Genomic DNA, 20042 nt, shown 5'->3' with positions numbered 1-20042 from the left:
TTTTCTATGTGTTTATGTGGTTTTTATTAAAGAAGGGAGGACAGCATGGCGGTCGCTATTTGACGCTTAACTTGTATACGGATACAAACTTTCATTACCATGATATTCCCGAAAAAGAAGTAGTTTTATGTGCAACTATCAAACAAAAATAAATACGGAAAATTTTCCCAAAACCAATAATGATGAGTCAAATTAATATACGCTTCCGGTTTCTTTTGCTTTTTTTCTTTTTGGCAAGCTGCTTTTTAGGGTACGCAACAACTGAACCCAATCAACCTTCCGGCCTCACCGTTAACCTGCTGTCTCATGCCGGGCAGGTGTTCCTGAATGGATATCCGGTGCAAACTCCGCTGCATGAAGCGATCGGCCACCGGGAAAATTTCCGGTTTGCAGAAATTGCCCAAAAACAACCGTTTTTTGGATGGGTGGTCAATTCAGAAAAGAACAACACCTTGCAGGTAGCCTACCGCATTTTAGTCGCTTCCAGCCTGAAGGATATTCAAAACGATGTGGGCGATTGTTGGGACAGCGGCAAAACAGAAAGCGCCCGGTCGGTGAATGTTTGTTATGAAGGCAAAGCCCTTCAGCCCGATTCGGTTTATTTCTGGAAGGTAAAAACCTGGGACAACCACGGTGTGGAATCGGCCTATTCAGCCGTCTCGCTATTTAAAATGGCTGCCAGCCTGCAGGATTATGCCACGGCTCGTTACCCCTTGCAAAAACAAGACGAGTTTCCGGTGGCCATCAAAACTGCCTCGGGAAACGAATCTTTCATTGATTTTGGAAAAGCAGCTTTCGGGCGGCTGCGGTTAACATTGGAATGGAAAAATACAGGCGACACGATCAAAATCCGCATGGGCGAAGTGGTTAAAGACGGGGGAATTGACCGGAATCCCGGCGGAAGCAGGCGTTTTTCGGAATATAAGCTGGCGTTGAAGAATGGCTGGAACACTTACATCATCGCCATCGTGCCCGACAAACGGAATACCGGCCCGCGGGCCATTCCTATTCCGGTGGAAATCGGCGATGTGTTGCCTTTCCGTTATTGTGAAATCGAAGGATATGACGGACAGCTTGAAAAACAACAAATCATCCGTGAATCCGTATTTTATCCTTTCGATGAAACGGAATCATATTTTTCGAGTTCCGATACAGTGCTGAACCAGGTTTGGGATTTGTGTAAATATTCGATGAAAGCGACTTCGTTTGCAGGCATTTACGTGGATGGCGACCGGGAGAGAATTTCTTACGAAGCCGATGCGCTGATCAATCAACTCGGGCATTACGGCGTTGCCCGCGAGTACAGCATGGGCCGCTATTCCCACGAATACCTCATCCATCATGCCACCTGGCCTACCGAATGGATCTTGCAGTCGATGTTAATGGCCTGGAATGACTTTTTGTACACCGGAAACAAAGAATCGCTGGAGGAATTCTACATGGATTTAAAAGCTAAAACCCTGCTGGATTTAGCTGATGAAGATGGATTTATCAGCACCCGCACCGGAAAAGTGACGCCCGACCTGTTGCAATCCATTCACCTGAACGACAACCTGCGCGACATTGTGGACTGGCCGCACACGGGCATCCTCGGCCTGGGAAAAAACGAACTGGGTGAAACCGACGGCTTTGTTTTTCAGGATATCAACACGGTGGTCAACGCTTATCATTATTTTGCATTAAACGTGATGGCGACCATTGCCAGCCAATTGGACAAGGCTGACGAAAGTGAATTTTACAGCAAACGTGCGGCCACCCTCAAAAAAATCTTCAATTCAAAACTGATTGACAAAAAACGGAAAATTTACGTGGATGGCATTGGCACCGGACACGCTTCGCTGCATGCCAATATGTTTCCGCTGGCTTTTGGACTGGCCCCGGAGAAAAATATCGCGGCCATTAACGATTTTATCCGTTCGCGGGGAATGGCGTGCAGCGTGTATGGCTCGCAGTTTTTGATGGATGCGGTTTATGATGGCAACAATGGCGACTACGGGCTTGAATTGCTGACTTCAACTTCGGAACGAAGCTGGTACAACATGATCCGGGCCGGTTCGACCATTTCCATGGAAGCCTGGGACAACAAATACAAACCCAACCAGGACTGGAACCACGCCTGGGGAGCAGTCCCTGCCAACATTATCCCACGCAAGCTAATGGGCATTGAACCGCTTGAACCGGGATTTCGGAAAATCCGGATCAAACCTCAGCCGGCCAGTCTGTCTCATGCTGAAATAAAACACCCGACCATCCGGGGTGATGTGAGCGTTTCGTTTGATAACAATCCCGGCAAATCATTTCGTTTAAACGTAACAATCCCGGCAAACTCAACGGCAGATGTGTATTTGCCTTTCTGGTCGAAATCGCAGCAGGTGATGATGAACGGGACTGTTGTACAATACCGTCAGGAAGGAAAGTATGCTGTTATTGAAGGAACAGGCTCCGGAAATTCAGCTTTTGAAGTTATTTTGCACTAGTTTTTCAGGGAGAACAGCTTTCCTTCTCTTTCGGAAAAGTAATCCTGTTCTCCCTGGTTAATAGCTATAGCAGCTTGTTATTTCTTTGAAATTTTTGCAGCAAATCCGCCTCCGGGCATCATCGTGACGCCTAGTTTTTTGTTGGCCGGCAGAGGCACAATTTCCTTTTTATAATCACGGGCAGCCCGGTCGGCATTGATTCCGTCCCTGAAAATTTCCAGCTGATAGTTTCCTTCATCCAGGAACGACAAATCGACCGTCAGTTCACGTTTGTCCCAGTTGGTCAATCCCCCCACGTACCAGATGCCATCTTTTTGACGGGCGATAGCGATATATTCGCCGATTTTGCCGTCAAGCGCGATTGTTTTATCCCATACTGTTGGTATTTCAGCGATAAAACGGGTACTTTCCGGCTCGTTCATGTAGTTCGAGGGGTTGTCGCAAAGCATGTTGAAAGGCGATTCGAAAATCACGTATTCAGCCAATTGGCGGCAACGCGTACCCTGGCTCATGGGTTCGCTGTTTACCGGGCGGTAGTTGTGGCGCGACGCATTACGCATGGCGCCCTGCGTGTAATCGAGCGGTCCGGCCAGCATTCGGATATAAGGCATGGTGACATCGTAAGTCACCATATCGACTTCCGCTGGCGACCATTTCAACTGCTCCAGCCCGAATACGCCTTCGAAATTGATCACATTGGGATAAGTGCGGTGGAGACCGGTGGGTTTATAGGCACCGTGATAATCGATCATCAGTTTGTATTTGGCGGCTGTAGCGGCACAGCGGTAATAAAAATCAACCATGAGCTGGTCATCGCGGTCCATAAAATCCACTTTAAAGCCTTTGACTCCCATGTCAGCGTAAGTTCGGCATACATTTTCCAGGTCGCGGTCCATGGCCCAATAGCCTGCCCAGAGAATAATTCCCACATTTTTGGCATTCCCGTAGCCGACCAGTTCTTTCACGTCAATCTCAGGAACAATCTGCAACAGGTCTGCCTGTTTATTAACGGCCCAGCCTTCATCCAGAATAACGTATTCAATTCCGTGGTCAGCTGCAAAGTCGATATAATATTTATAGGTTTCGTTGTTGATCCCGGCGCGGAAATCCACTCCGTAAATATTCCAGTCGTTCCACCAGTCCCATGCAACTTTCCCGGGTTTAATCCACGAGATATCCGGTACGCGCGAAGGAGCTGCCAGCAGATAAACCAAGTCGTTGTTCAGCAATTCTTTATCACTGGCCGATACTGCCAGCACACGCCACGGAAAACTGCGCGGTCCGCTTAGTTTCGCAATATAGTTCTCCCGTTCGGTCACAATTTGCTGCAACATATTATGACCGCCTTGTTTTGTTTGTTTCGGATAGGGTGCAAAAACACCTGTCAACGAGGTATTTCCGGTCCGGTTTATCAGGTAAAGGCCCGGATAACTTTCCAGGTCGGCTTCGGTGAAACACAATTTTTTCCCGTCATCCAATGCAACCACCATGGGCAAAAACATCAGCCGGTCTTTATTCAGTTCGCTTATTTTCAGGTGGGTATAGGTATTTTCAAAAGAATTAAAAAATTGCCTGTCGAAATTTTGAGGGTCAAAATCCCGTACATAAGGAACCAATGCCTGCTTGTCGTGGCTGAAGTTCAGACTGACTTCTTCGTTTTGGATGAAAATTTCTTCTTTGGCTGTTGTTGTGAACCGGTAAGCAACTCCCTGGTCATAGGCCCGGAAAATCACGCTGTAATTGCCGCTGAAATTCAGGATCAGTTCATTGTAAACATCCTGAATTTCGTTTTTCTTGTAAATCGAAGCGCTGATCGTTTGATTAACGCTCTGAGCCTTATTACTTTTTAACTTCGGGTTTATTCCCCATACCGTCCCGTTTTTCAGGCTCATCGAGATCGGGGAGGCAGCTAAAACTTCGGTTTGGCCGTGACTGACGGAGAAACGGAGTTGATTTCCGGTTTCGATGGTCACCTGAAGGTTGCCGTCAGGCGATTTCAGGATCAGCGGTTGTGCAAAACCACTTGCCGCAAAGAGCAATAAAAAGATACATGTAATCGATGTTTTCATTTGATTAGTAGTGTTATATGAGTATTTAACTTAAAACGGGTTTAAAGATACAATATTGAGCCCACTCTAAAAAGTCTTTTTACCCCTAAATCCCCTGAAGGGGACTTTGAAGAGTTCATTGATTTCCACCAGGTTCCCCGGCAATTGTCGGGTCAGGGGTAAAAAAGTTGAAAATCGATGAACTCAGACTTTTCGGAGTGGACTCAATATTAATGGTGCCGGTGTTTCACCTGACTGTTATTTTTTAATTGCCTTTCAATTTTGAGAAATTTTGAGTGAAAAAGGCATACTACTCAGGCAATTTCACAAGATCACTACATGGTCGCTTTTTCCCGGTTTTCAGGTATGATTTCCTGTGTTTTAGAAAAGTTTCAAAAAGGTTTCAAAATATTTGCTTTTGTTTTTTTAATGGTGTTAATTTGTAATTAAATGAAACATTATAAAATTAAAGGAAACTATTTATATCGATTATGAGCAGGGATAAGGAACTAAACGAAATCGCACAGCAGGATCAAATATGGGATGTGGTGATTATTGGCGGGGGAGCCTCCGGCTTAGGCGCAGCCATTGATTCAGTTACCCGCGGGTTTAAAACGCTCTTGCTGGAACAATACGACTTTTCGAAAGGAACGTCCAGCCGGAGTACCAAGCTGGTTCACGGAGGGGTTCGGTATTTGGCTCAGGGTAATGTCGCTTTGGTGCTGGAGGCCTTGCGCGAGCGTGGTTTATTGAAGAAAAATGCTCCTCACCTGGTAAAAGACCAGCGATTTATTATTCCGGCGTATCAGTGGTGGGAGAGGCCTTTTTATACCATCGGTTTGACCTTGTATGATTTGTTGGCCGGAAAGCTGGGGCTTGGAAGGTCTTTCCCATACGCGAAAAAGAAAACGCTGGACCGGATCCCGACCTTAGTTCACGAACAGTTGCGGGGAGGGGTTGTCTATCACGACGGTCAGTTTGACGACTCCCGCCTCGCCGTAAATATGGTCCAAACGGTACAGGATCACGGCGGAACAATCCTGAACTACATGAAGGTGGTGAAGCTGTTGAAAAATGACGGGAAGATAGCCGGAGTCGTTTCCGTGGATCAGGAGACGGGAAAAGAATATACGATTCAGTCCAAAACCGTGCTGAATGCAACCGGTGTTTTTGTCGACGATATCCTGCGCATGGATGATCCTTCAGCGAAAGACATTGTTCGTCCGAGCCAGGGAGTACATCTGGTGCTGGATAAGGAGTTTGTCCCGGGCGATCATGCCATTATGATTCCAAAAACAAGCGACGGACGTGTTTTATTTGCGATTCCCTGGCACGATAAGGTGGTGGTCGGAACAACGGATATTCAAAAGGAAAAAGCCGAACTTGAACCAATGGCTTTAGAAGAAGAAGTAGATTTTATTTTGGAAACCGTAGGCCGTTTTCTGAAAAAAGCTCCAACGAGGGCTGATGTGAAAAGTGTTTTCGCCGGACTGCGACCGCTGGCTGCACCGACAGGAGATAACAAGAAAACGAAAGAAATATCACGGGGACACCGGATTGTTGTCAGCGAATCAAATCTGGTTACGATCATTGGTGGAAAATGGACTACTTACCGGCAAATGGCGGAAGATTCGGTTGACAAGCTCATTGAGGTTGGAAAATTACCTCAGCGCAAGGCCGTGACCCGGTCCTTACCCATTCATGGTTCAAAAGAAATAAACGGAAACCAGGGGCCGTTGTCCTTGTACGGAACGGATGAAGATGCCGTTATGAAACTCGTCCGGGAAAATCCTGAGTTGGGGGAAAGTCTGGGCACAGGGATGAAAATTATTAAAGCCCAGGTGGTATGGGCGGTTCGCGAAGAAATGGCCCGGACCGTGGAAGATTTTCTTGCACGAAGGACAAGGGCTCTGCTGCTGGACGCCCGGGAAAGTATTGCTATGGCTGCTGAAGTGGCCGGCATTATGGCGCGTGAATTGGGGCGGGATCAGCTTTGGGAAGCAGATCAGGTGGCCAGTTACTCGAAACTGGCAAAAAGTTACCTGTTGAATTAGGGCGGCAAAATTTGAATGACACAAAAATATCTGTTAAATTCATCAGCCTTAGGCAAAACTTAATTTTCACCTGAAATAAAGAAAAACAAAGACGATGAAAAAAGTATCACTGATCTGTTCTCTATTGATTGTGTGCTTGTTGCAAGCGGTGCAGGCACAAACGTTTCGTCCGGTTAAAGGTTGGCCGGACTCGGTGAATGACAAGCTGGAGAGTTTTTTAAACTCGACCTTGCCGATGAAGGAAAGGAAAGTTTCCGTGTTCGATTGCGACGGAACAACCTTCGGTCAGGTTCCTTTTTATTTGGCTGATGAGGCGCTTTATCAGTACGCCGACGAAGCGCTGAAAAAAAGAAATGACCGCGAGGCGAAAGAAAAACTGGCTATTTTGGACCGAATGGTCAAAAACGGAGATAATGTAGGTAAGGTTTATGTTGAGGATCGCGTTCATTTTCTGGCCGGACTTTCACCCGAAGAAATTGAAATGATCGGATATAATTGTTACCGGAAGTCCTACAAAGGAAAATTCTACCCGGAAATGAAAGAGCTGATTGCCAATCTGAAAGAATATGGTTTTGAAGTCTGGATTTTGACGGCTTCCCCGGAATTGCTGTATCAGAAATTTGTTGCCGAAGAATTGGGCCTTTCTGCAATCCATGTGGTTGGCGCCAAAAGCGTGGTAGCTGATGGAAAAACCACCGGCGAAATTATTCTTCCGATTCCCCAGGATGACGGGAAAGCGCACACGATTGAAACCTTCATTAAGGCGCATCCGCTGATTGTAGGTGGCAACAGCCGCGGCGACATGGATATGTTGAACCAGTCGGTGGGCTTAAAGATTATTGTAAACCCTGATGATGAGACGGTGAGGGGAGTCGAAGACGGCCCGATGAGCGGACACACCGTGAAGTCGTATTGGGAAAAAGAAGGCGCATTGATTGTAAACTGTAACGATGTGGCCGACCCCCGTGTGACATTTCACACCGAAGCCTGGAAGATCAGGAAAAATAAGTCTAATCCGAAATGATTACTTTCCGAAAGAAAAGAAAACCGGCACGACGCAAATGTGTTGAATTTTAAACCTTTCGTTTCAGGCCGGTTTCAAAATAAAAACACTGTCAGACGATGAATAGCTGAATCCCGAGTTCTTCTGTTTTTTTCACAAAAGGCTCGGGAATTCTTTTGTCTGTAATAATAATATCAACTTTATCCAGATCGCAGATTTTGCCAAAACCTTTCTTCCCGAACTTGGTCGCATCGGCAATCACCACCACCTTTTGGGCAATTTTCATCATCTGCTGATTGAGCTGGGCTTCCATTAAATTTGTTGTGGTCAGGCCAAAATCCAGGTCAATGCCGTCAACTCCGAGAAAGAGCTTGCTGCAGGCAAAATTCTGAAGCATGCTTTCGGCATAATGCCCGACAACAGATGATGAGCTTTTCCTTACAATACCGCCTAGCTGTACCACCTCAATGTTCTCGTGTTGCAGGAGCGCCAGGGTCACATTCATGGCGCTTGTCAGAACCGTCAGGTTCCGGTCGGGATGTAAAGCTTTGGCCAGCGCCAATACCGTGGTGCCCGAGGCAATGATAATCGAATCATTCGGCATCACCAGTTCTGCTGCTTTTTTGGCAATCAGCTCTTTTTGTTCTACTTCAATACCTTCTTTCAGATTAACAGGCCTGTCGTTGATGTAAGGATCAATCGAACTGGCGCCACCGTGGGTCTTGTATAGTAGTTTTCTTTCTTCAAGCGCTTTCAGATCCTTTCGGATTGTTACTGTCGAAACGTTTAACTCTTCACCGAGTTCTGATACCGATACAAATCCCTTTTGGGCAACTTTCTCAAGGATGTACTTGTGACGTTGTGATGTAATCATAATGGTGAAATGATAATTTTCCTCAAAAGTATGAAAAATACCGGCAATTGTAAGAAAAAGAACGAAGTACTTTTTGGTGTCTGTTTTTTTCGGAGCTTCAGCCGGCGCTTTTTTGCGGAACCCGGAAGTGATACATTTTGCCCTTTATGCAAGGACGAAGCGTAATGTAAGAATAACTGATTCTTAATTGATTTGTAATCTGCATGCCTGTTCTTTGCGGAGTCGTTCGAAGGTCCGATGTTCATGCGCAATGATTTGTGCTGAGAAAAGAAGCAATCGGGTGGCGATTTGAGCCCGGAGATCACGACGAAATGTTTTCACACATGAACGGAGGGCTACATTGTTTGAGAAATATCATTTTTGATTCGGAAATATTTCGAAATATTTGTTTTTATTTCATATTAATACTATCTTTCACAACAAAGAGAACGTGAAGTGAATAATATAAAAAGAATATGTAAACATAAGTGAAACTGAGGCTGAAATTTTTCGGAGTTTTAGGCTTTGCCCTTATTTGGAGTGTGCTAGTTTGCTGAGGATGAATGGAGAATGAAAAAAACTGAAAATTGTACGATGAAAAAGGATCTGTTCCTGCTGTCGCTGTTCGTTATTATGGTATGTTCTGCGAACGACTTGTTTGCTGTTTACGGTTCGGATGATGTGTTTCGCCGGATTGAACGTTTGGATTTAGCGCCGGCAAACCAGTCAGGAGAAATCAGTCGCTATGTGAAGCCTCATCCCGTCATTGCTCACCGGGGCAGTACCTACTGGACTCCCGAAGAAACTGAAGCAGCCTATCGTTGGGCCCGGAACATCGGGGCTGACTACCTTGAACTGGATTTGCAAATGACAAAAGACAGTGTGTTAATTGCCTTACATGATGTCAATCTGAAAAGGACAACAAATATCGCTCAGGTTTTTCCCGGCCGGGAAAATTTACCGGTAAGCGCATTTACCTTGAAAGAACTGAGGATGTTGGATGCCGGATCGTGGTTTAATACGAAGAATCCGGATCGGGCCTGCAGGCAATTTGAAGGACAAAAAATCACAACGCTTGAAGAGGTGGTTAAAATTGCCGAAGGTTATTGTATTGAACGCGATGGATCAGGCGAACCTCTCCGGGAACTGAATGCAGACGGGATCTGGGACGGACGCTATTCTTTTAAGAAGGATCCGGAAGATAACGGCAATCGGCCCGGAATTTATGTGGAGACAAAAAATCCTGAATTGTTTCCGGGAATTGAAAAAGTCTTGGCAAAACAATTAAACGAATTGGGATGGCTGACGACCGGTAATCCCAAGCTTATTGAAACGCACAAGGGCCGGGTTGATGTTGCAAATACAGAGGGAAGAGTTATTCTGCAAACTTTCTCGCGCGAAAGCGCTGTTAATCTCGAAAAATATCTGAGTGGCATCCCCAAATGTTTCTTAATATCGAAAGGGAGCTTAAAGGACACCACCCGCCAGGCTCTGATCGATTGTATTGATTTTGCTGTTTTCAATAATTTTCAGTTTATCGGGCCGTCAATCGGTGGTCCTCCCAATAATTACTATGATTTTACGAAGCCCTGGATGTGTGAATTATATCACCAGGCGGGACTGATCATACATGCCTATTCGTTTGATACGATGAGCCAGCTGAAAGAATACGGCGGCGACTACTTTTATAAAAAAGACCAATCGTTCTTCGATAACCCCCGGCGGAAAGCGAAGGATGGCTATATTCCTCATCCTGATATGTTTATTGATGGTGGCTTTACCAACAGGTCAGACCTGTCGCTTTGTTACCAGAACCGGAAAGGCGCTAAGTCGGCAAAGGCTGTGTTGAAACGATTAGGATATACCAATTAATGGACATAAACAGGATTGTCCGAAATACGATTGAAACTGAATTTAGAAACAATAATGAATAACCTACAATTTATGACGAAACGAACAACAACATTTGGATGGAATCCGAAGTTTTTGGGACGGCCCCATCTGAAAACACCTTGGGTGATGTTAATGGTAATCCTGGCTTTCGTGGGACTTGGGACAACGTTTAATAGTTGCAGCGATGATGATCCTATTGAAGTTGAAAGCGGGCTTAGTATTACAGGCGTTTCCATTCCGTCGACCCTGGATATTGCATCGGGAGGCGATGTTACGATTAGCGGGAAAGGGTTCCGGGTTGGCGATCAGATCAGCCTGACTTCGTCTTCCGATGCAACAAAAGTGTATTCTGCTGCTGTGAAATCAGTCACCGAACAAACAGCAACGTTTTCGTTACCTGGGGCAATCAGTTCCGGAAGTTATAAAATTACGGTTTCGAGGGGTACCGACAGCCTGCTGTTGGGGTCGTTCATGTTAAACCTGGTGGCCAATACCAATATTCCGGATAAAGCCGGAATGACCGTCAAAGGGGTTGTGTATTGCGATGGGGCCGGTATTCCGGATGTGGTGGTATCGGATGGTTACGAGCTGACCAAGACCGACCAGAACGGCGTATATTATCTCCCTTCGCAAAAGAAGAATGGGTATGTGTTTATTTCGGTTCCGGGGAATTACGAGGTTCCCGCGAACAACAATTTCCCGCAGTTCTTCAAAAAACTTGCCGGTGGAAGTACGGTCGAACAAAAAGATTTCTCATTGATCAGGGCAGACAACAGCAAACATGTTGTTCTTACCCTGGCCGACTGGCATCTGGCTAACCGGAATGATGATTTGGCTCAGTTTAGCCAGGGATTCCTGAACGATGTGAATGCCATCATCAGCGCCTATCAGGCCAGCGGGACCAAAGTGTATGGCTTAACGCTTGGCGATATGACCTGGGATGTGTATTGGTACGATAACAACTTTGCCCTAAACCAGTACCTGACCCAGATGAATAAAATTAACTGTACCGTTTTTAACCTGATGGGCAACCACGACAATGATCCGTATTATGCAGGCGACTGGTTTGCCGAGAATACCTATAAGAATATTATCGGCCCGACATACTACTCATTTAACCTGGGAAATGTTCATTATGTGGTATTGGATAACGTGGAATACATCAATACCGGCGGTTCTCAGGGCGTACTCGGACAGCGCAATTATAACGACGTCGTTGTTGCCGATCAGATGGCCTGGCTGCAAAAAGATTTGGCGACCATTACCGATAAGAGCACCCCGATTGTGATTGGTATGCACACCCCGCTTTACCGGAATCCGACTCTCGATGCCAACGGAAATCAGGTAAATGGCTTTGCATTAAATAATGGCAGCGCCTTGGCAACCTTATTGCAGGATTTTTCCAATGTACACGTTCTGAGCGGTCATACGCACATCAATTATTCGGTAGAAGGCAGTCAGTCGTTGATGGAACACAATACCGCCGCCGTTTGTGCAACCTGGTGGTGGACGGGCAGAACCGGCTATGCCGGAAATCATATTTGTAAAGACGGCAGCCCCGGTGGCTATGGGATATGGGAGATTAATGACCGGGACATGAAATGGTATTACAAAAGTATCGGCTATGAAAAGAATTATCAGTTCCGTTCATACGATTTGAACACCGTTTATATAACAGCGGCAACTTATGCACCGAACTCAACTGATGCAGCATTAGCTCCATACGCCGGCGTTTATGCCAGTCCGAACAGCAATAACGAAGTTTTAATCAATGTGTGGGGTTACGACAGCCAGTGGAAAGTGGAAGTCAAAGAGGGAGCCAACCCGCTGACTGTGACGCGCGTATCTGCGCTCGATCCGCTGCATATCATCTCATACGAAGCCAAACGCTTAAATGTAGGCGCTGTTCCAACCGATTCGTTTGTTACCGGCGCCACGGCCCATATGTTTAAGGTTACGGCGTCAAGTCCAAACTCTACGCTGGAGATTAAGGTGACCGATCGGTTCGGGAATGTCTATACCGAAACGATGACGCGCCCTAAGCCATTTACCTATTTAATGAAATAACCACTATTTTCTTACAATAACTTTAATAACTGACTTATGAACTTAAAATCAAAGCTAAAGATTCTCCTTTCGACCTTCTTGTTGTTTTTGGTGGCAACACTGCCCGCCATGGCACAGAGCAGGCAGATAAAAGGAACCGTATTTGAAACGGGCGGGCAGATTCCCGTGATTGGAGCCAGTGTTTTATTAAAAGGGACTACGATTGGTACAATTACCGATGTGAATGGTGAGTACACCCTTAGTGTTTCCGGTCATAATCCGGTCCTGGTGTTTCATTTTCTTGGATTTCAGAAACAGGAAGTTCCGGTTGGAAACCAATCGGTGATCAATGTGACCATGCAGGAAGAATCGGTTGAACTGGGAGGGGTGGTTGTTACCGCGTTGGGTTTAACCCGCGAACAAAAATCTCTTGGGTACGCCGTGAGTAAAGTGGATAGCGAAGAGTTGACGCAAGTTGCTTCGCGAAACTGGTTAAACGGGATGTCAGGAAAAGTGGCTGGTCTGACAATGAATGGGGCCAGCACAGGTCCGATCGGGTCTGTGCGCGTTACGCTTCGCGGCGACCAATCCTTGAATTACGGGAGTAATGAGGCACTTTTTGTTGTAGATGGGATTCCTGTTCGCTCGGGAACAACCGCTACGTCTTCAAGCAGTAGTTATACCAATTCCGGTTCTGATTTTCCTGTGGACTACGGGAATGGAGCCAGCGACATTAACCCCGATGATATCGAGTCGGTTACCGTATTGAAGGGGCCTGCTGCTACCGCGCTGTACGGTTCGCGTGCAGCGAACGGCGCCATTGTGATCACCACAAAATCAGGACGAAAAGACAAAGGTATCGGCGTAACCGTCAGTTCTTCCGTAGTCATTGAAAAGGCAGGTTACTGGCCCGATTTTCAGAAAGAATACGGATCTGGTGGTGACATGGGACTCAATGAATACAATTTCTGGACTTTGAACCCCGATTTGGTGGGAACAACCAATTATCCCCCGAGAAATATTTCACGTTATGCCTGGGGTGAAAAATTCGACCCGAATAAACTCCGTTATCAGTATGCCGGTAAAAACTGGGAAACAGGACTGATTGAAAAAACGCCTTTTGTATACCAGGATGATTGGTTTACCGGAATCTTCAGGACCGGAGTTACCTATAACAACTCGGTGTCGATCAGCGGAAGTAACGGTCAGGGGCAAAATGTCCGTTTCTCGGTAACCGACATCCGGAATGAGTGGATTTTGCCGAATACGGGTTACGAAAGACAGTCGATGTCGTTCTCATTTGAATCGCCTGTCAATAAGTGGATTAAATTTAACTCGAAAGTTAACTATTATCGTACAGACAGCGATAATATGCCAATGGCCGGTTATCACCAAACGACGGTGATGTATGACTTGATGTGGGGGTATAACTCCAATTCGATGAATGACTGGAAGAATGAGTATTTTCAGGGACGTTTTAATAAGATTAACAGAGATTCCAATATCTCTCAGAACGGGAATAGCTTGGTTTTTGCCGGAACCGGTTCATATAACCCATACCGGGTGCTTTACGAAGAACTGAATTCAACCGATAAAGACCGTGTCTTTGGTTCGGTTGGGTTTACCTTTGATTTGGCCAAAGGTCTTACCCTCGATATTAAATCGGGAATGGATATGGGAGTTGAATTCCGTACACAACGGAAACCTAAAATGACCTTTGGCTGGGAGAACGGCTTCTACCGGGAACAGACCCTGATTAACTTCGAGGCGAACTCCGATTTCTTACTGAAATATCAAACGACGAAACTGGAGGACCGCTTGTCTATTACAGGCGCTATTGGCGGCAATAATATGACAAACAATTACAAGAGTAACACCGTTCAGCTTAACGAGTTGGATATTCCGGATGTTTATCACACTTCCAATGTTCCTTCGGGTATCAATCCTAATCCCACGAATTACAGGAGTTCCAAGGTGATCAATAGTTTATACGGATTTGTGTCGCTTGGATGGAATGAAACGTATTACCTTGATATTACGGGGAGGAATGACTGGTCGAGTACTTTGTCCAGGGGAAACTGGTCGTATTTTTATCCGTCTGTTGCAGGTAGTGTTTTGCTCGACAAAGTATTTGATTTTAAGTCGAATGCTCCGGTCATTTCATTTGCGAAACTTCGGCTGTCCTGGGCAAATGTCGGTAACGATACCAACCCGTATTCGCTTGATCAATATTATTCAGCATCTTCAATCAGTGGCGGACATACACTTCCGTCAACCATCACCAATCCATTGATAAAGCCTGAAAATGTTGAAAGCTGGGAATTGGGTCTGGATACAAAATTCTTTAATAACCGGTTAGGATTTGATATAGCCTTGTACAACTCATCTACAACAAACCAGATTGTAACGGTTGACATCGACCCCATTGTTGGGGCATCGGGAATGAAGATCAATGCCGGTGAGATTAATAATAAAGGGATCGAGGTTTCGTTAAATGCAACTCCCGTAAAAACCAGAGATTTTACCTGGAATATCAATGCCAACTGGTCAAAAAACATCAACAAGCTGGTGAGCTTGCAGGATGGCTGGGATCCGGCACAACCGCTGGAAACCGACATGGGAACCACCATTGGCGGAAGGTTGCACGTGTATTCTTACGTAGGGGAAGAGATGCATAAGTTATATGGTTTTGCTCTCAAAAAAGCCCCGGAAGGTTCTTACTATATCGATGGAGACGGGAACAAAGTCGATTGTTCCGGGCAGGTTCTGATCAATTCGAACACCGGCTTACCGTCGTTGGTCTCTACAGCCGATAATTACCTGGGTAAGGTTAACCCCGACTGGAGGGGAGGGCTAAATACCTCGTTCCGCTATAAAAATCTGACCTTAAACATGTCGTTCGCTTACCAGTGGGGTGGTAATCGGTTCTCGGTGACTAATGGGATCCTGTCATACCAGGGTAAACTGAAGAACTCGCTGGAAGGCCGTTATGACGGCATTGTGGCCAAAGGTGTTAACCTGGTGTCGACCAATGAAGATGGTTCAGGTGTATATCAGGTCAATAATACGGTTACGCAAAGTATTTATACTTATTATCAGGCACTTGCGTTAGATCGTTATAACGGCGAGGCCCATACATTCGATACATCTTTCCTGAAACTGAAAGAAGTAAGGCTGGAATACCAGTTGCCGGGCAAAATTTGCAACAAAATTGGGTTCCTTCAGGGTGCAAATGTGGCTATGTTTGCAACAAATCTCTTTTCATGGGACAATTGGCCACAATTCGATCCCGAGGGCGGTATGATGACCGGTACGAACGTTTTTAACGGCATTGAAGCCGGCTCTTTCCCCATGACCCGTACCTACGGCATGAACTTAAAGCTATCATTTTAACGTATAATCCGAATAGAACATGAAAAAGCTAACACTTATTATATTATGTGGATTTGTACTTGGAATCTTAAATTCATGTACGGATAACTTTGAAGAAATCAATACAAATCCAAACAGGACCCTTGTCGGTATGATCCCGGCGTCGGGTATGTTCGAGCCGATCTTATACAATTCGGCCAATCAATGGCTGAACCGTACCTGGTATTACAATAACGAACTGATCCAGTTTACAGCTCATACCGGCGGTGTAACCAGGAGAGAGCACCAATATTTTCTTGAAGAATCGAGAGACTGGTATGGATTCTGGAACCATTATGCTACTTACGGTAAGAACATTGCGCATATGTATGAACTGGCTCAGGAACAAGGCGACAAATCGTTAGAGGCCATTGCATTGACATTTAAGGTGTTGTTCTTTTCCAATATGACGGATATGTTTGGAAGTGTTCCGTACGAAGAGGCCTTCACCGGGCGTAAACTTGGAGGCACATTAACACCAAAATTCAATACGCAAAAAGAAGTATACCAGTTGATGTTTGCCGATTTAGAAGCTGCAAATGACCTGTATGCCACGAATCCGGTTTTCCAAAATACGTCGATGGATGGGATGTACGGGGGAAACATGGCTACCTGGCGTAAATTCAGTAATTCATTATATCTGAGATTGTTGTGCAGGGTGAGCGGTCGTTCCGAGATGAATGTCGGAGTCAAGATGACTGAATTCCTGAATAATCCGAATAAGTACCCGATTTTTGCATCCAACGCCGATAACGCAACCGTTAAATTTTCAGGAAACGATCCGTATATCAGCAACTTTGGTGTAACAACAGAGAGCGAGTTTACATCAAGCGGACGGAAACTAACCCGCCAACTGATCGGAATGACTGTTCAGACAGATATAAACGGCAATCAGGTTTATGTTGATCCCCGATTGCCAATTATCGGTAAGAAAAACAATGTGGTATCAGTGAATCCCAATAATATTTGGATTGGTACAAAATCAGGATGTACTGATCAGGAACGGAGTGAAGTCGACCGAGGGACTTCCTGGTTAAACTATAAGGTTTTTTGCCGCAAAGATGCTCCTGTAACTTATCTGGATTATGCCGAAACCCAATTTATATTTGCAGAAGCGGCCCTGAAAGGATTGATCAGTGGCGGAGCAGCGGCAGCCAAAAACTATTATGAAGCCGGCGTAAAAGCTTCGATGGAAAAATGGTCAGCCTTGGGCGCTTATTCAGAGACGCCAACGTCAATTTCAGCAGAAGAGATGAATACTTATCTGGCATCACCGCTCGGCTCGTGGGATTTGGCAGCCAATAAAGAAGAGTTTTTGGGTAACCAAAAGTTTTTAGCGCTTTTCTGGGTAGGCATGGAAGCTTATCACGAATACCGCAGGACCGGTTATCCTGTATTGACTATCGGTGAAGGCACGCAGACATATAACCAGGGAATTCTCCCTACCCGTTTCGGATATCCTCCGACAACCATGTCGACCAACAGCGCCAACGCGAATGCCGCCTTGTCGGAAATGGGTGGACCGAATGATATGAAAACACCGGTGTGGTGGAGTAAACAAGCCATTGGTGGCAGTAATTAACCTGTTTTTTAAATGCTAATAGAAAGAATATGAAAACAAATAATTTCTTCGGTTTGAAGAACGCGGGAATGATACTTTTTTCAGTGTTTTTTATTTCTGCGGTTTTCTTTACCTCATGCGAGAAAGACGATGATGATAAGGATACCGGCGAACCTTATTTCAATATTGAAGGGCAGCCTACCGGTTTATCCGTTACTTCAGCGGCGAAGGAACAAAGTTATGTGGTTCGCTCCAACCGGCCGTGGAAAGTCGTGGCCCAAAGCGAAGGCGACTGGGTGAGGTCGTTCCCCGATGAAGGCGACGACGATGGCATCTTCAAAATTATTGTGAAAGAGAACAGTACCTTCAATGTGCGGATCATGAATTTTGCTTTTGTGGTCGACGGAAAGGAACAACCTGTTCTGTTCAGGGTTGAGCAGGAAGCCAGTGTGCCTTATATTACGGTTACCGAGGCCTCAACCGGTGTCGGTGTTCCGGCTGTAGGCGGCGATATCACCATCAACGTAAAGGCCAATGTTAACTGGAGCTATACCATTGAGGATGGAGGCTGGCTGACCGAAACGCAACTGTCGGCCACCCAGATTAAGCTGCATGCAGGCAAGAATATGGGCGACGAACGTCAGGCAAAACTCACGGTTAGCTCGTCCGAGTATCCCGATCTGGCCCAGGAGGTCATCCTGACGCAATCACCCGGAAATATCATTCTGGAAGAATATTTCAGTTGGCTGGCCTACGGCAGCGCCATATTTTATACAACCGACGGTGAGAAACGCTATGACGCCTGGACAGAGGGTGAAAAAGCCAAAGGATGGACAAGTACCGTCAATACCGTCGAGTTGAGTGGTAACACGCCGCTTTGTTATGCACGCCAGGGCTTCGTTAAACTGGGCAAGACTAATTATGGCGGAGATATCATCTCACCTAAATTGTCAGCGATTGAGGGAACGGTAAATGTGCTGGTTAAATTTAAAGCAGTTCCGTATATGACCGCAGCAGGAGCAAAGGATGATACAAAGCTTATTGTCAGTGTGATTGGTCCGGGGACCGTCAGCACAACAACCTTCAATATCGATAATTGGCCAGACTATGCCACTGATCCTACCTGTACGGCTATCTGGGCAGACCCTGTTGCTGAACGTAGCTTTACGATTACAGGGGCCACCGCCGATACCCAGATCATGTTCCAGGGTGGCGAATATGACCTGCGTACTATTGGTGCCAAGAAAAACCGGATTTTCCTCGACGATATTAAAGTATTATTTATCGAATAAACAAAATGAAATGCAGACAGGGGTGGCAGGTTTTTCTGTCATTCCCTGTGCTGTTTATATAAAACCAAAAGACGGCTGTTATGCTCAACTTTTTAAAACCCAAAGGATTCGCTGAACCTTTACCTGAGAAACAAATCGACCCGGTGTATAAAAGACTCCGCTTGCAGGTTTTCATGGGAATATTTTTCGGATACGCGGCTTATTACCTGGTGCGGAAGAATTTTTCGCTGGTCATGCCCGAGCTCATCGAGCAAGGCTACACCAAATCGCAGCTGGGATGGGTATTAAGCGCGATTTCCATTGCTTACGGATTAAGCAAGTTCATTATGGGGAATGTGTCTGACCGAAGCAATCCCAAGGTGTTTTTGTCTTTAGGGCTTGTGCTTTCAGCATTGACCATGATGTTACTCGGGTTTATCCCGTTTTTCACCTCTTCGGTGGTAATCATGTTTGTGGTCCTTTTTCTGAACGGCTGGTTCCAGGGGATGGGCTGGCCCGCTTGTGGCCGTACGCTGGTGCATTGGTACTCTACAAACGAGCGGGGTACAAAAATGTCGGTCTGGAATGTGGCCCACAATATTGGCGGCGGCTTAATTGGCCCGCTTGCCATTCTGGGAATTGCCATTTTCAGCGATTGGCGGAGCGCACTTTATTTCCCGGCTTTCGTGGCGATCCTGGTGGCTCTTATTGCTTACTGGTTGATGCAGGACACGCCCCAGTCATGCGGTTTGCCTCCGATTGAGAAATGGCGGAACGATTATCCGCCTGAATATGATGAAACCAAATCGGAAGAAGAACTTTCGGGGAGGGAAATATTCTTTAAATATGTTTTTAGAAACAAGTTTCTTTGGTACATCGCTTTTGCCAATGCCTTTGTGTATCTGATCCGCTACGGCGTGCTAGACTGGGCTCCAACTTACCTGAAAGAGGTGAAACACATCGATCTCAGCGAGTCGGGCTGGTCGTACTTTCTGTACGAATATGCCGGCATTCCGGGTACCTTGCTGGCCGGCTGGATAAGCGATAAGGTTTTTCATGGTCGCCGTGCGCCGGCAAGTATCCTGTATATGGTTTTTGTGATCCTGGCCATTATTTTTTACTGGAAATCCGACAGCCTCTTCATTATTAATCTGTCCCTGATCGCGATTGGATTTTTAATTTACGGACCGGTTATGCTGATCGGGGTACATGCACTCGACCTGGTAACCAAAAAAGCAGCCGGTACTGCTGCCGGGCTCACCGGACTGTTCGGTTATATGGGAGGTGCGCTTTTTGCCAATATCGCGATGGGCTACATTGTGGAACATTTTACCTGGGACGGCGGATTTAAGGTGTTGATTGTCGTTTCGGTGATCGCGATTTTCTTGTTATCCCTCACCTTGGGGCACAAAAGCAAATCGTGAA

At 46.0% G+C, this 20042-nt stretch carries 11 protein-coding genes; 9 read left to right on the top strand and 2 right to left on the bottom strand.

The features are described 5' to 3' along the window. Positions 1-182: 182 nt before the first annotated feature. Positions 183-2477, top strand: a complete 2295-nt coding sequence (locus ACOIT5_RS22435) for an alpha-L-rhamnosidase C-terminal domain-containing protein (RefSeq protein ID WP_423128392.1) — start codon at positions 183-185, stop codon at positions 2475-2477. A 77-nt stretch (positions 2478-2554) separates the two neighbouring features. Here the strand turns inward: ACOIT5_RS22435 and ACOIT5_RS22430 are convergent, their stop codons facing one another. Beyond that, entirely contained in the window at positions 2555-4546 is a 1992-nt protein-coding gene (locus ACOIT5_RS22430) for a glycoside hydrolase family 97 protein (RefSeq protein ID WP_423128391.1), read from the bottom strand. Positions 4547-5016: 470 nt separating this feature from the next. On the opposite strand from ACOIT5_RS22430, the gene ACOIT5_RS22425 reads away from it, so the two are divergent. Next, complete coding sequence (locus ACOIT5_RS22425; RefSeq protein ID WP_423128390.1) at positions 5017-6579, top strand: glycerol-3-phosphate dehydrogenase/oxidase; 1563 nt, start codon at positions 5017-5019, stop codon at positions 6577-6579. Between the two features lie 94 nt (positions 6580-6673). Continuing rightward, positions 6674-7603, top strand: a complete 930-nt coding sequence (locus tag ACOIT5_RS22420; RefSeq protein ID WP_423128389.1) for an HAD family hydrolase — start codon at positions 6674-6676, stop codon at positions 7601-7603. A gap of 91 nt (positions 7604-7694) precedes the next feature. Here ACOIT5_RS22420 and ACOIT5_RS22415 read toward each other — a convergent pair whose 3' ends face one another. Further along, entirely contained in the window at positions 7695-8456 is a 762-nt protein-coding gene (locus tag ACOIT5_RS22415; RefSeq protein ID WP_423128388.1) for a DeoR/GlpR family DNA-binding transcription regulator, read from the bottom strand. Positions 8457-9029: 573 nt separating this feature from the next. On the opposite strand from ACOIT5_RS22415, the gene ACOIT5_RS22410 reads away from it, so the two are divergent. The 6 genes from ACOIT5_RS22410 to glpT all read left to right on the top strand — a co-directional run bounded on the left by ACOIT5_RS22410 (position 9030) and on the right by glpT (position 20041). Further along, positions 9030-10307 carry a glycerophosphodiester phosphodiesterase family protein gene (locus ACOIT5_RS22410; protein ID WP_423128387.1) on the top strand — a complete coding sequence of 426 codons (1278 nt, stop codon included), beginning with the start codon at positions 9030-9032 and terminating at the stop codon, positions 10305-10307. A 72-nt stretch (positions 10308-10379) separates the two neighbouring features. Beyond that, positions 10380-12395 carry a calcineurin-like phosphoesterase C-terminal domain-containing protein gene (locus tag ACOIT5_RS22405; protein ID WP_423128386.1) on the top strand — a complete coding sequence of 672 codons (2016 nt, stop codon included), beginning with the start codon at positions 10380-10382 and terminating at the stop codon, positions 12393-12395. 36 nt (positions 12396-12431) lie between these two features. Continuing rightward, positions 12432-15767, top strand: coding sequence for a SusC/RagA family TonB-linked outer membrane protein (locus ACOIT5_RS22400; RefSeq protein WP_423128385.1), 3336 nt, complete (start codon positions 12432-12434; stop codon positions 15765-15767). A 19-nt stretch (positions 15768-15786) separates the two neighbouring features. After that, positions 15787-17367: a SusD/RagB family nutrient-binding outer membrane lipoprotein gene (locus tag ACOIT5_RS22395; RefSeq protein WP_423128384.1), complete on the top strand. Its 1581-nt coding sequence runs from the start codon at positions 15787-15789 to the stop codon at positions 17365-17367. Between the two features lie 29 nt (positions 17368-17396). After that, positions 17397-18638 (top strand): BACON domain-containing protein, encoded by a 1242-nt coding sequence (locus ACOIT5_RS22390; protein ID WP_423128383.1) that lies wholly within the window; start codon positions 17397-17399, stop codon positions 18636-18638. Positions 18639-18718: 80 nt separating this feature from the next. Further along, positions 18719-20041, top strand: a complete 1323-nt coding sequence (glpT, locus tag ACOIT5_RS22385) for a glycerol-3-phosphate transporter (RefSeq protein WP_423128382.1) — start codon at positions 18719-18721, stop codon at positions 20039-20041. The last annotated feature ends 1 nt before the right edge of the window (position 20042 follow it).

It is taken from the genome of Gaoshiqia hydrogeniformans, from assembly GCF_049347105.1.
Lineage (GTDB): Bacteria > Bacteroidota > Bacteroidia > Bacteroidales > Prolixibacteraceae > Gaoshiqia > Gaoshiqia hydrogeniformans.
The sequence above is the reverse complement of the archived record's forward strand: the minus strand, read 5'-3'. Positions and strand labels throughout refer to the sequence as shown.